The organism is Pseudomonas sp. PA15(2017) (genome assembly GCF_001945395.1).
GTDB lineage: Bacteria > Pseudomonadota > Gammaproteobacteria > Pseudomonadales > Pseudomonadaceae > Aquipseudomonas.
Genome location: NZ_MSXV01000002.1, coordinates 45,973 through 59,477 on the forward strand (window position 1 = coordinate 45,973; position 13,505 = coordinate 59,477).

At 62.9% G+C, this 13,505-nt stretch carries 12 protein-coding genes; 10 read left to right on the forward strand and 2 right to left on the reverse strand.

The genetic code is table 11. The features are described 5' to 3' along the window. Window positions 1-54 precede the first annotated feature (54 nt). From BVH03_RS00560 to BVH03_RS00575, 4 genes are all read left to right on the forward strand, one after another. On the forward strand, window positions 55-1,398 hold the full coding sequence (locus BVH03_RS00560) for a sigma-54 dependent transcriptional regulator (protein WP_075959372.1): 1,344 nt from the start codon (window positions 55-57) through the stop codon (window positions 1,396-1,398). A gap of 338 nt (window positions 1,399-1,736) precedes the next feature. After that, window positions 1,737-2,693, forward strand: a complete 957-nt coding sequence (locus BVH03_RS00565) for a TAXI family TRAP transporter solute-binding subunit (RefSeq protein ID WP_075959373.1) — start codon at window positions 1,737-1,739, stop codon at window positions 2,691-2,693. 211 nt (window positions 2,694-2,904) lie between these two features. Further along, window positions 2,905-4,932 (forward strand): TRAP transporter permease, encoded by a 2,028-nt coding sequence (locus BVH03_RS00570; RefSeq protein ID WP_075959374.1) that lies wholly within the window; start codon window positions 2,905-2,907, stop codon window positions 4,930-4,932. Further along, window positions 4,929-5,330 carry a DUF1850 domain-containing protein gene (locus tag BVH03_RS00575; RefSeq protein WP_075959375.1) on the forward strand — a complete coding sequence of 134 codons (402 nt, stop codon included), beginning with the start codon at window positions 4,929-4,931 and terminating at the stop codon, window positions 5,328-5,330. Before BVH03_RS00570 ends, BVH03_RS00575 begins: the two co-directional genes overlap by 4 nt. Before the next feature lie 99 nt (window positions 5,331-5,429). Here BVH03_RS00575 and BVH03_RS00580 read toward each other — a convergent pair whose 3' ends face one another. Both BVH03_RS00580 and BVH03_RS00585 read right to left on the reverse strand, forming a co-directional pair. Next, the gene (locus tag BVH03_RS00580) at window positions 5,430-6,245 is read right to left on the reverse strand and encodes an ion transporter (protein ID WP_075959376.1); all 816 of its coding nucleotides are present in this window, start codon (window positions 6,243-6,245) and stop codon (window positions 5,430-5,432) included. Window positions 6,246-6,398: 153 nt separating this feature from the next. Next, window positions 6,399-7,082, reverse strand: a complete 684-nt coding sequence (locus BVH03_RS00585; RefSeq protein ID WP_075959377.1) for a GntR family transcriptional regulator — start codon at window positions 7,080-7,082, stop codon at window positions 6,399-6,401. A 318-nt stretch (window positions 7,083-7,400) separates the two neighbouring features. Here BVH03_RS00585 and BVH03_RS00590 point away from each other — a divergent pair, with 318 nt between their 5' ends. From BVH03_RS00590 to puuE, 6 genes are all read left to right on the forward strand, one after another. Next, window positions 7,401-8,537 (forward strand): ABC transporter ATP-binding protein, encoded by a 1,137-nt coding sequence (locus BVH03_RS00590; RefSeq protein ID WP_075959378.1) that lies wholly within the window; start codon window positions 7,401-7,403, stop codon window positions 8,535-8,537. Further along, a complete protein-coding gene (locus BVH03_RS00595) occupies window positions 8,537-9,871 on the forward strand; it encodes a PotD/PotF family extracellular solute-binding protein (protein WP_075959379.1) in 1,335 nt (444 codons plus the stop codon). Before BVH03_RS00590 ends, BVH03_RS00595 begins: the two co-directional genes overlap by 1 nt. A 200-nt stretch (window positions 9,872-10,071) precedes the next feature. Beyond that, window positions 10,072-10,863, forward strand: coding sequence for an ABC transporter permease (locus BVH03_RS00600; protein WP_371915326.1), 792 nt, complete (start codon window positions 10,072-10,074; stop codon window positions 10,861-10,863). Between the two features lie 2 nt (window positions 10,864-10,865). Beyond that, window positions 10,866-11,684 (forward strand): ABC transporter permease, encoded by an 819-nt coding sequence (locus tag BVH03_RS00605; RefSeq protein ID WP_075959381.1) that lies wholly within the window; start codon window positions 10,866-10,868, stop codon window positions 11,682-11,684. After that, window positions 11,681-12,382 (forward strand): aspartate/glutamate racemase family protein, encoded by a 702-nt coding sequence (locus BVH03_RS00610; RefSeq protein WP_075959382.1) that lies wholly within the window; start codon window positions 11,681-11,683, stop codon window positions 12,380-12,382. Before BVH03_RS00605 ends, BVH03_RS00610 begins: the two co-directional genes overlap by 4 nt. A 139-nt stretch (window positions 12,383-12,521) precedes the next feature. After that, complete coding sequence (gene puuE / locus BVH03_RS00615; RefSeq protein ID WP_075959383.1) at window positions 12,522-13,454, forward strand: allantoinase PuuE; 933 nt, start codon at window positions 12,522-12,524, stop codon at window positions 13,452-13,454. Window positions 13,455-13,505 lie beyond the last annotated feature (51 nt).

Here is a 13,505-nt window from a genome sequence, read left to right on the forward strand (position 1 = left end):
TCGCGCTCGAGTCGCTCGGCGCTACACTCCTCGCTCCAAAAATAAGGAGGTTTCATGGCAGGTCAGGTAATCGTCGTCGACGACGAAGCAGCGATCCGCGAGGCGGCGCAGCAGTGGCTGGAGCTGTCCGGCTTCAGTGTGCAGACCTGCGCCACGGCGGCCCAGGCGCTGGCGCTGCTCGATATCGATTTTACCGGTGTGCTGATCAGCGACGTGCGCATGCCCGGCATCGATGGCCTGCAGTTGCTGGAGCGGGTGGTCGAACTCGACCGCGACCTGCCGGTAATCATGATCACCGGCCATGGCGACGTGCCGATGGCCGTGCAGGCGCTCAAGCAGGGCGCCTATGACTTCATCGAGAAACCCTTCACCCCGGACCGTCTGCTCGACACCGTGCGCCGTGCTCTGGAAAAGCGCCGGCTGGTCTGCGAGAACCGCGCCCTGCGCCAGCAGTTCGCGCTCAAGGACGGCATCGCTGCGCAACTGCTCGGCGTGTCGCGGCCCATGGAGCGGCTGCGTCGGCAGATTCTCGACCTGGCCGGTACCTCGGTCAACGTGCTGATCCGCGGTGAGACCGGCTCCGGCAAGGAGCGCGTGGCACGCTGCCTGCACGATTTCAGCGAACGTGCCGACAAGCCGTTCGTGGCGCTCAACTGCGCGGCAATTCCCGAGCATCTGTTCGAGAGCGAATTGTTCGGCCATGAGAGCGGTGCTTTCACCGGCGCCCAGAACAAGCGCGTCGGTCGTATCGAACACGCCCATGGCGGCACGCTGTTTCTCGACGAAGTAGAAAGCCTGCCGCTGGCGCAACAGGTCAAGCTGCTGCGCGTACTGCAGGAAAAGACCCTGGAGCGGCTGGGCTCCAACCGCAGCATCCAGGTCGACCTGCGGGTGATCAGTGCGGTGAAACCGGACCTGCTCGATGAAGTGAAGGCCGGACGCTTCCGCGAGGATCTGTTCTACCGGCTGAATGTCGCCACGCTGCAGATACCGGCACTGCGCGAGCGGCGCGAAGACGTTTCGCTGCTTTTCGAACACTTCGCCGAAGAAGCCGCCCAGCGCCACGGGCGAACCCTCGAGCCACTGACGCCCGCCGAGCTGGCCGCGTTGCTCGGCCACGAATGGCCGGGCAACGTGCGCGAGTTGATCAACGCCGCCGAACGCCACGCGCTGGGGCTCGGTGATACCGACGCGCAGCAGGACACCCAGTCCCTTGCCGGGCAGATGGAAGCGTTCGAGGCGCAATGCCTGCACAACGCGCTGCTGCGCTGCCGCGGCAGCATTCTGCAGGCCATGGAGCTGCTGCAACTGCCACGCCGCACCCTCAACGAAAAGATGCAGCGCCATGGCCTGCAGCGCAGTGCCTATCGGCCGGCGGGGAGCAGTGACGAGGACTGAGCCGCTTCTGATGGGGCGTCAGTTCTCGGTGGTGGGCTGGCGCTCAGCCTGCGGCTTGCTTCGTCAGCGGTAGACGCTTCGCAAGAGGCGCTATCGGCAATTCCACATGTAGTGCGCTGGACGAGCGCTTGAAGAACATTCCCGCGCACTTTGCATAAGCGGAATCCTGCCGATTGCCACCTGGCCAATAGGCGACCTTTTGCTGCTTTCGCTCCCTTCATCATCCCGCTAGCGCTCTGGCTCGCGGCTTTTCGTCGATGGCACGACACCTGCTATGTCTGCTGGTAACCGGAAATCCACAACCGGCTCTCTGACAAGAATAATCACGGAGAAACACCATGCGACTGACCAAGCGCGTCACCCTGTTCGCGGCTGCCGCAGCCTTCACTGCCAGCACCGCGGTACTCGCTGCACCGACCTTCATCAACGTGCTCACCGGCGGCACCAGCGGGGTGTACTACCCGATTGGCGTAGCCCTGTCGCAGCTCTACGGCAAGGACATCCCTGGCGCCAAGGCGTCCGTGCAGGCCACCAAGGCTTCCGTGGAAAACCTCAACCTGCTGCAGGCCGGTCGTGGTGAGCTGGCCTTTGCCCTGGGCGACTCGGTGGACGATGCCTGGAAGGGCGTGGCCGACGCCGGCTTCAAGGCGCCGCTGACCAAGATCCGCGCCATCGCCGCTACCTACCCGAACTACATCCAGATCGTCGCCAGCAAGGAGTCCGGCATCAAGACTCTGGAAGACCTCAAGGGCAAGCGCATCTCGGTCGGTGCGCCGAAATCCGGCACCGAGCTCAACGCCCGGGCGATCTTCAAGGCTGCCGGCCTGAGCTACAAGGACATGGGGCGCGTCGAGTTCATGCCCTACGCCGAGTCGGTCGAGCTGATCAAGAACCGTCAGCTGGACGCCACCCTGCAATCTTCCGGCCTGGGCATGGCGGCGATCCGCGACCTGGCGTCGATGGTGCCAATCACCTTCGTGGCGATTCCCGAAGACGTGGTCACCAAGATCGGCAGCAGTGCCTACCAGCCGATGGTGATTCCGGCCAACACCTACGACGGCCAGACCCAGGACGTGCCGACCGCGGCGATCATCAACATCCTGGTCAGCCATGAAGATGTTTCCGACGATGTCGCCTACCAGATGACCAAGCTGCTGTTCGACAACCTCGAGCGCCTCGGCACTTCGCACTCCGCGGCCAAGGACATCAAGCTGGAAACCGCTACCGAAGGCCTGCCGATCCCGCTGCACCCGGGCGCCGAACGCTTCTACAAGGAAGCTGGCGTGCTCAAGTAAACGTTGGCCCCTAGGGTGGGTTAGCGACGCCAATCGTGTCGTGGCAAACGACACTGATCGTGGTGCTTCGCGTAACCCACCAGGCGGTAGCCGGCGTTACATCCCCGGTGGATCAGGGCGAATTCGTCATCGCGGTGTTTGTGCCACTCAGGCCAAACACCAGCCTGCGCGGCCCGACCCACCCTACGAATTTGCCTGAGGCACGACCTTCATGAGCGAACACCAAGGGCTCAACAGCAGCCCCAACGAATGGCCGCGGACGTTGTTCTACGTGGCCCTGCTGTTTTCGGTTTACCAGATCATCACCGCCGCGTTTCACCCGGTCTCCAGTCAGGTGCTGCGCGCCGGGCACGTGGGCTTTCTGCTGCTGATGGTCTACCTGTGCTACCCGCTGTACGGCAAGGCGCGGCCCTGGCAGCCGCTGGCTTGGGCCCTGGGCCTGGCGGGCATGGGCACCTTCGCCTACCAGTGGATCTTCGAGGCGGATCTGATCCTGCGCTCGGGCGACTTGAACACCATGGACTTGATCGTCGGCATCACCCTGATGGTGCTGATCTTCGAGGCCGCACGGCGGGTAATGGGCATCGCCCTGCCCATCGTCTGCGGGCTGTTTCTGGCCTATGGCTTGTTCGGCGAGTACATGCCGGGCGATCTGGCGCATCGCGGCTACGGCTTCGACCAGATCATCAACCAGCTGGCGTTCGGCACCGAGGGCTTCTATGGCACGCCGACCTACGTATCGGCGACCTACATCTTCCTGTTCATCCTGTTCGGCGCCTTTCTCGAGCAAGCCGGGATGATCAAGCTGTTCACCGATTTCGCCATGGGCATGTTCGGCCACCGTACCGGCGGGCCGGCCAAGGTTTCGGTAGTGTCGTCGGTGCTGATGGGCACCATCACCGGCTCGGGCGTGGCCAACGTGGTCACCACCGGGCAATTCACCATCCCGCTGATGAAACGCTTCGGCTACAAGCCGGCCTTCGCCGGTGGCATCGAAGCCACGGCGAGCATGGGCAGCCAGATCATGCCGCCGGTAATGGGCGCGGTGGCGTTCATCATGGCCGAGACCATCAACCTGCCGTTCGTGGAGGTCGCCAAGGCGGCGCTGATCCCAGCGTGCCTGTACTTCGGTTCGGTGTTCTGGATGGTTCACCTCGAAGCCATGAAGCACAACCTCAAGGGCCTGCCGAAAGACCAGTGTCCGAGCGCCTGGGAAGCGGTGAAGAAGCGCTGGTTCCTGCTGATCCCCCTGCTGGTGCTGGTGTACCTGCTGTTTTCCGGCTTCACGCCGATGTTCTCCGGCACCGTGGGGTTGGCGCTGACCGCCATCGTCATTCTCGGCTCGGCGATCATCCTGCGCTTCAACTCGTTCTGGTTGCGCATGGCCTTCTGGGTGGCGCTGGGCGTGCTCTGCGCCGGCTTCTTCCAGCTGGGCATCGGGGTGATCTTCGGCGTCATCGCCGTGCTGGTGGCCACCTGCTGGTTCATCAAGGGCGGCCGCGACACCCTGCGCGCCTGCGTGTTCGCGCTGGTCGAGGGGGCTCGTCACGCGGTGCCGGTGGGCATTGCCTGTACCCTGGTCGGGGTGATCATCGGCATCGTCTCGCTGACCGGTATCGCCACCACCTTCGCCGGTTACATCCTCGCGGTCGGCCAGGACAACCTGTTCCTGTCGCTGGTGCTGACCATGCTCACCTGCCTGATCCTGGGCATGGGCATTCCGACCATTCCCAACTACATCATCACCAGCGCCATCGCCGCGCCGGCGTTGCTGGACCTGGGCGTGCCGCTGATCGTCTCGCACATGTTCGTCTTCTACTTCGGCCTGATGGCTGACCTGACGCCGCCGGTGGCCTTGGCCTGCTTCGCCGCTGCGCCGATCGCCAAGGAGAACGGCATGAAAATCAGCTTCGTCGCCGTGCGTGTGGCGATCGCCGGCTTCGTGGTGCCGTTCATGGCGGTCTACGACCCGGCGCTGATGATGCAGGGCGACGGCTGGACGGCAACCATTTACGTGCTGATCAAGGCGATGTTCGCGGTCGGGTTGTGGGGCATCGCGGTGGTCGGTTACTACAGCGCGCCGATGGCCTGGTGGGAGCGGGTGCTGGCCCTGATCGCCGGCTTCACCCTGGTTTTGGCGATGCCGATGACCGATGAAGTGGGCTATGCCCTCGGCATCCTGTTGATCGCCCAGCACGTATGGCGTGCCCGCCGTCGTGCGCAGCTGGCGGCCGCTTGATCGGCCTTTGCCTGGGCCTGGCGGGGACGGTATGGGCGACGCTGCCCGTGCCGTCCTTCACCCTGGCCTGGGACCACACGATCGAGAAGATCCGCTGGGAAGAGGACTACCGCGTCACGCCGCACGGGCTGCTGCTCGGCGAGGCGCGGGTACGGGGTAGCGGCGCCGGTATGGAGATCCCGGATGGCGCCGTGTTGCGCGAGGGGGCCTGGCATTACCTGCGCCAGGTGCCACCGCTGCAACCGCTGCGCCTGGGGCGTACGCCCGAGGCGGGCGACTACCAGCTATGCGATGCCATGGGTTGCAAACCTTTCAGCGAGTGGCTCGGGCCGCCGACGGCGAGTCAGCCGGTGGTGGAGTTATGGAGTTGCGAGAGTGACCGCTCAGCAAATTCGTAGGAAGGGCGTTAGCCCCGAGCTTTTTATCAAGGCAAACAAAGCGCTCGGGGCTGAAGCGGAGCGCCGCCCGGCCCCTCCTACAACGGTATACCTGTTGCTCTAACCTGCAGTCCCACGCCTCATGTGTGCCAACTCCGCCCGCAACGCCTGCAACTCCTCGAGAATCATCTCCTCGCGCTTTACCCGCGCTTCCGCTTCGGTGTCCGGGCCCTGGGCGTCCTGCATGGCGTTGACGATCACTGCGATGAACAGGTTGAGCATCATGAAGGTGGCGATCAGCACATAGGGGATGAAGAACAGCCAGGCCAGCGGATAGACCTCCATGATCGGCCGCACCGTGCCGCTCGACCAGCTATCCAGGGTCATCATCTGGAACAGCGAATACAGGCTGGCGGTCAGCGAGCCGAACCATTCGGGAAAGCGCTCGCCGAACAGCTGCGTGGCCATTACCGCCGAGACGTAGAAGATCAACCCCATCAGCATGATGATGCTGCCCATGCCGGGTAGCGAGGCGAGCAGCGCCTGCACCACCTTGCGCATGCTCGGGTTGATCGATACCAGGCGCAGCACCCGCAATACGCGCAACGCGCGCAGCACGCTGAACGGCCCGCTGGCCGGCACCAGGGCGATGCCCACCACGATGCAGTCGAACACCGCCCACGGATCACGCAGCAGGCCGACGCCGCGGGCGGCGAAGCGTAGCGCCAGCTCGATCACGAATACCGCGAGGATGAACATATCCACTGGCAACAGCAGCCAGCCCCACTCGGCGACGATCTCCTTGGCGGTGAGCATGCCGAGGATCGCGGCGTTGATCAGGATCAGCGCGGTGATCAGGCGCTGCACGGGCTTGCCGTCCATGAGCGCGGCCAGTTTCTGGCGCCAGTGCGTGTTCGGTGTCGATAGAGTGCTCATGCAGCGTCAGTCGCTATTTCGCTTGGGTGGGAGGCCGGCGATTCTAAGGCTTCAGGTCGACGGTGATGCGCCGTGGAGACTGGGTTTCGAGTTACCCATTGTTTCAGCACCCCGATCAAGGGTGCTGCCGCCGGCCCGATGCCGGCCTGCGGATTACGGTTTGGCAAACACCTTGAACAGATCAACCTCTTCGCTTTGTGGCGGGGTCAGGCGCAGGCGCTGTTCGATGTTCAGCAAGTGCTCTTCCATGCACCGCGTTGCCTGCTGAACATCGCCGTCTAGCAGGGCCTTGGCCAAGGCCTCGTGCTCGTTGTGCGAGCACTGGATGCCGCGGTGATTTTCATACAGCGCGATGATCAGCGAGCTTCGGGCTATCAGGCCTTCGAGCATTTCACCCAGCGTACTGTTACCGGCGATACGCGCCAGCAAGCGATGGAAGTCGCCTGACAGGCGGATGAATTCGGGTTTGGCCGGTTGATGCCCAAGTGCCAATTCGGCCTTCAAGTGCGCCTTGATCGCATCGCGGTCGAGGGCTTGTATACGTTTGCAGGCTTCCTCGATCAATGCCTTCTCGATCACCCGGCGCGCAGCGAACACTTCGCGGGCCTGTTGCGGCGTGGGTTCTTCGACAAAGGCGCCACGGTTCATTTCCAGGCGCACCAGCTTGAGGTGGGCCAGGTCGCGCAATGCACTGCGGATGTGATTGCGATTGGCCTTGAACACGTCGACCAGATTGAGCTCGGTGAGGCGTGTGCCGGGGGCCAGGCGCTGTTCGACGATGGCATCGTAGATCGCGTTATAGATGCGTTGTACTTCACGAATGACGTGGCTGGCCATGAACGACGCTCAGGTATGGGCAAGCCGGATAGGCTGGCACTTCGATTATTAATTGTTAACAATTTTTCAACAAAGTGGAAGGGCCACGCAGATCAGGCGATACCTCGACGGCCTCGCCCCATATCTGTGCGGCAAGGCCCTGTTTTTGGGCAAATTTCAACGGCTTTGTCCGCCGAACAGATGCCTAAAGGGATAGGCGTGGCGCTTGGCCCTGGCTGGCTGTAGCGCGTCATTGCTCAGTTGGACGGGGCTAAGCGAATGCTGGCACACAGGTTGCTAACACTTATTCGATAATTGTTAGCAGTTTAGGCGGCAAGCATGTCAGGGAAAGGTCAGGTCGAGCTGGTAGCGGTGCACAAGACCTACGGCACGCGGGTAGCGGTCAGCGATATCCATCTGAAAATTCCCAGCGGCAGCTACTGCTGTCTGCTCGGCCCCAGCGGCTGCGGCAAGAGCACCACCTTGCGCATGCTGGCGGGGCACGAAGCGGTGAGCGAGGGCGACATCCTCATGGATAACCGCAACGTCACCGATTTTTCGCCAACCCAGCGGGGGACGGCGATGATGTTCCAGAACTACGCGCTGTTCCCCCACATGAGCTGTCTGGACAACGTCGCCTTTGGCCTGCGCATCGCCGGCATGGCCAAGGCCGAGCGCCATGCCAAGGCTCGTGAGCTGCTGGCGCTGGTGAACATGCAGGACTACACCGACAGTTACCCCGAGCAGCTTTCCGGCGGTCAGCAGCAGCGCGTGGCGCTGGCCCGTGCCCTGATCACCCAGCCGGACGTGGTGCTGCTCGACGAGCCGTTGTCCGCTCTCGATCCGTTCTTGCGGATTCGCATGCGCAAGGAACTCAAGGCGATCCAGAAGCAGCTGGGGCTCACGTTCATCCATGTCACCCATTCCCAGGAAGAGGCCTTCGCCCTGGCCGACCTGGCGGTGGTGATGGACGGCGGCAGGATCCAGCAGATCGCGCCGCCACGGCAATTGTTCGAGCGACCGGCCACCCCCTTCGTCGCCCAATTCATCGGCGGCCATAGCCTGATGCGTGGCGAGGTGACCGCGCGCGAGGCGGATCGCGTGGTACTCAGCGTCGAAGGTGTAGGGCAGGGCAGCCTCAGCCTGGCGCAGCTCGGCGACGATTACGCGGAGGCCACCGAGGGTACACCGCTGGCATTCTCGGTGCGCTGTGACCACCTGGACATCCTGCCGCCTGGCAGCGCGCCGCCGGCCGGGCAGTTTGGCTTGCCGGCGCGGGTCTGCGATGTCGAGTTCCAGGGCGCTTTCATCTATGTCGAATGCCTTGCCGCCAGCGCTACGCCGCTGATGGTTTACCTGGCCGACCGCCAGCGCCTAGTACCCGAAGTGGGTGCCGAGGTCACCCTGGTCTGGGACGCCGCGCACCTCAACCTGTTCTCCCCGCACCACGCCAACCCGATCACGGAGGTTCACTGATGAGCGAGCACGACGACAGCACCGCGCAACTCCCCGCCGAAACCGCGCAGGTGGAATCCGCCAAGGGGCTGTCCAGGCGCAGCCTGATCAAGGGGCTGGGGGTTGCCTCGGCAGTGGCCGTGGGGTCTGGTGCAATCACCGGTTTTCCGATGATCTGGGCGCAGAACATCAAGAACATCACCTTGCGCCAGTTCGGCACCGGGGTGTCCAACCTCAACGACATCGCCATGAAGGCCAAGGAAGACCTGGGCATCAACCTGCAACTCACCGCGCTGGATTCCGATGCGGTGGCGCAGCGCGCGGTGACTCAGCCACGCTCTTTCGACATTGCCGACATCGAATACTGGATCGGCAAGAAGGTGTACCCGTCCGGCACCATGCAGGCCATGGATACCCGGCGGCTGAAGAACTTCGACAAGATTTCGCGGCTGTTCATCGACGGCAAGCTGAACGCCGACTCGGTGATCGCCCAGGGCACGGCGCCGCACACCGTGGGCTTCGTCGAAAGCGCCGATTCGTTGAAATTCGCCAGCGAGCCGACCCGTTGGATGACCCTGGTGCCGACCATCTACAACGCCGACACCCTGGGCATCCGCCCGGACCTGGTCGGTCGCCCGATCAAGAACTGGCGCGACATCATGGACCCGGCCTTCAAGGGCAAGACCTCGATCCTCAATATCCCATCCATCGGCATCATGGACGCGGCGATGATCTGCGAGTCCATGGGCGAAATCACTTACGGCGACAAGGGCAACATGACCCAGGCGGAGATCGACAAGACCATCGCCATCCTCATGCAGGCCAAGAAGGACGGCCAGTTCCGTGCCTTCTGGAAGAGCTTCGACGAGTCGGTGAACCTGATGGCCTCCGGTGAGGTGGTGATCCAGTCCATGTGGTCACCGGCCGTGGCCGCGGTGCGCAGCCGTGGTGTGGCCTGCACCTATCAGTCGTTGCAGGAGGGCTACCGCGCCTGGGGTGGCGGTATCGGCCTGGCCAAGCACCTCAGTGGCTTGGAGTTGGATGCGGCCTATGAGTACATCGACTGGTACCTGTCGGGGTGGGTCGGTGCTTATCTGAACCGCCAGGGCTACTACAGCGCCGCACCGGAGACCTCCAGGCAATACATGAGCGCCGATGAGTGGGGCTTCTGGATGGAGGGCAAGGCCGCCCAGAGCGACATTCTCAGCCCGGACGGCAAGGTCATGGAAAAGGCCGGTGCAGTACGTGACGGCGGCTCCTACGAGCAGCGCATGGGCAGTGTGGCCTGCTGGAACTCGGTGATGGACGAGAACCGCTACATGATCCGCAAGTGGAACGAGTTCATCGTCTCCTGACCCTTTCACCGAGCCCCGATGGAGGATGGGGCGTTTTCACCCGCCATCGGGCTGCCATGCGGTGGATGGGTGAGGCGTCGGCTACGCGCCCCGATCCACCCTACGCGCCACTTACTTTCCCGCAGCCTGGATTCGATATGCGCACCGGACTCGCCAACATCAGCCACCTGCAAGCTCTGCCGCTGGCGCTGACCCTGCTGCTGTTCCTGGTCTTTCCCATCATGGTGATCGTGGTGGTGAGCTTCTGGGATTACGACTCCTATCAGTTGATCCCGGATTTCATCGTTGCCAACTACCAGTACCTGCTGTCCTCGCCGACCACCTTGCAGGCTTACCTGAACACCTTCAAGTACGCGCTGCTGACCTGGCTGATCACCCTGGTACTGGGCTTTAGCGTGGCCTACTACCTGGCCTTCCACATTCGTAGCAGCAAGGTGCAAACCTTGCTGTTTCTGCTGTGCACCATCCCGTTCTTCACCTCCAACATCATCCGCATGATTTCCTGGATACCGCTGCTCGGGCGCAATGGTCTGGTCAACAGCAGCCTGATCGGCGCCGGGCTGATCGGCCAGCCCCTGGAGTTCCTGCTGTACAGCGACTTCGCCATCGTCCTGGCCTACGTGCATCTGTACACCCTGTTCATGGTGGTGCCGATCTTCAACACCATGATGCGCATCGATCGAAGGCTGATCGAGGCGGCGCGGGATGGCGGGGCGCAGACGTGGCAGATCCTCGCGCTGGTGATCGTGCCGCTGTGCAAGTCGGGCATCCTCATCGGCAGTATTTTCGTGCTGACCCTGGTGATGGGCGACTTCGTCACCGTGCGCATCATGGGCGGCGGCCTGCATGCCTCGGTCGGCGTGCTGATCCACAACGAAATCAGCCTGCTGCAATATCCGGCGGCGGCAGCCAGCGCCGTGGTGCTGCTGGCCACGGTGCTGTTGATGCTGGTGGTGATGTTCCGTCTGGTGGATATTCGCAAGGAGCTATGACCATGAAAACTTCGCCACGGCCGTTGAGCTTCTATTGCCTGAGCCTGTTCTTCGGCCTGTTCGTACTGTTTCTCTACGGACCGACGCTGACCATCGGCATTCTCTCGCTCCAGGGGCCGGATGGCGGGCTGACCTTTCCCATGAACGGCCTTTCCCTACACTGGTTTCACAACCTGTTCCAGGCCCAGCAGGTGGGCGATTTCGCCGGTGCCTTCAGCCGCTCGATCCTGCTCGGTATTGCGGTAATGGCCTGTACCCTGGTGTTTGCGGTGCTTGCCGGGTTCGCCTATCGACGCCCGTTCGCCGGCAGCCAGGCGCTGTTCTACCTGACGTTGGCGAGCCTGATCATTCCGTCGATCCTGGTCAGCCTGGGCATTGGCCTGATGTTCGATCGCCTCGGCTGGGAACCGATCTGGTACAGCTCGGCCTTTGGCGCGCACCTGACCTGGACCTTGCCGTTCGGCCTGCTGATCATGTTCGCGGTGTTCAACCGCTTCAACCGCGTCTATGAAATGGCCGCCCGCGATCTGGGCGCGAGCGCCTGGCAAACGGTACGCCTGATCGTTCTGCCGCTGATTGCACCGAGCCTGTTCGGTGTGGCGCTGTTCGGCTTCACCCTGTCCTACGACGAGTTCGCCCGCACCCTGATGGTTTCCGGCAGTTTCAACACCTTGCCCCTGGAAATCTTCGGCATGACCACCAACGTCACCACACCGGTGCTCTACGCGCTGGGCACCCTGACCACGCTGTTTTCACTGGCGCTGATCGCTCTGGTGCTGCTGTTGATGAGTTTTAGCCAGCGTATGAGAAAACCCGTATGAAGATTCGCGTGATCAACCCCAATGGCTCGGCGGGCATGGCCCGGCTGCTGGACACAACCTGCCAGGGCATCAAGGCGGCCGATACACAGCTGAGCGTGATCCATGTGCCGGGATCGGTGGCCAGCATCGAGGGCGCCGCGGACGGTGTGTGCGCGGCCTATCACCTGTTGGGCGCGATGCGCCAGGCTCAGGAAGAGGGCGTGCAAGGCGTCGTGATCGCCTGTTTCGACGACACCGGTCTGGATGCTGCCCGTGAGTTGGCCAATGGCCCGGTACTGGGTATCGGCGAGGCGGCCATGCACGCGGCGAGCATGCTCAGCGTGCGCTACTCGATCCTGACCAGCCTGCCGCGCTCGATTCATATCATCGAGCGCAACATGCACAGCTACGGCCTACAGCGGCGCTGCGCGAATATCCACGCGGCGGATATCCCGGTATTGGAGCTGGAGCGCGACCCAGCCCATTACCTGCGTCTGCGTGACCTGGGTCGGCAGATCCTGCGCGATGACCGCAGCGAATGCCTGGTGATGGGGTGCGCCGGCATGAGCCAGTGGGCGCAGCGCCTGCAGGGCGATCTCGGCGTTCCGGTGGTCGATGGCGTACAGGTGGCGTTGAAATGGGTAGAGACGCTGGTGCAGCTCGGGCTAGGTAGCAGCAAGAGCCTGAGCTATGCCTGGCCGCGCGAGAAGGCGCTGTAGCGCCTGTACCGCTGGCACGTTGTCGCCGTTCGGCGCGTCAGCGAGTCATGCGCTCATAGTCGCTGCGCCGCCTACCCAAACGCTACGCGGCTGCCCTCGGATCTATCACCTCTGAACAGCCTAAGGAAGAACATCGTCCATGGTTCAACCGACCTCATCTTATCCCCGTGATCTGCGCGGGTATGCCGGTAATCCGCCTCAGGCAAAATGGCCGGGAAATGCGCGAATCGCTGTCCAGTTCGTGCTCAATATCGAGGAGGGCAGCGAAAGCTGCGTGTTGCACGGGGATTCGCAGAGCGAAACGTTTCTCTCCGAAATCGTCGGTGCGCAGAGCTTTGCCGATCGCCACATGAGCATGGAGTCGATGTACGAATACGGCTCCCGGGCAGGTGTGTGGCGCATCCTCGATGAGTTCCAGCGCCGCCAGCTGCCGCTTACCGCCTTTGCCGTTGCCATGGCCCTGGAGCGCTGCCCGGAAATCACCCAGGCGCTGGTTGCAGGCCACCACGAGATCGCCAGTCACGGCTGGCGTTGGTTGCATTACCAGAACGTTCCGGCCGATCTGGAGCGCGAACACCTGGCGCGTGCGGTCGAACGGATCACCCACCTTGCCGGCGCCGCACCGCTGGGTTGGTATACCGGCCGAGACAGTCCCAACACGCGGCGTCTGGTGGTCGAGCATGGCGGCTTTCTCTACGACAGCGATTACTACGGCGACGACCTGCCGCTATGGAGCACCGTGGAGACGCGAGACGGCATCCGTCAGCCTCACCTGATCGTGCCTTACACGCTCGACGCCAACGACATGCGTTTCTCGAGCCCGGGCGGCTTCAACAGTGGTGATCAGTTCTTCGCCTACCTGAGAGATACCTTCGACGTGCTCTACGCCGAGGGTGAAACAGCGCCGAAAATGATGTCGGTCGGCCTGCACGCACGGCTGATCGGCCGCCCGGGGCGCTTCCGGGCACTGCAACGTTTCCTCGATCACATCGAAGCCCATGATCGAGTCTGGGTGGCGCGTCGAGTCGACATCGCCCGCCACTGGGTCGAGCACCATCCTTACCAGCCGTAGAAACGCATTACCTCGTCGGAGCAGTTGCTGTACAGGTCGAGGCGTTTGCAG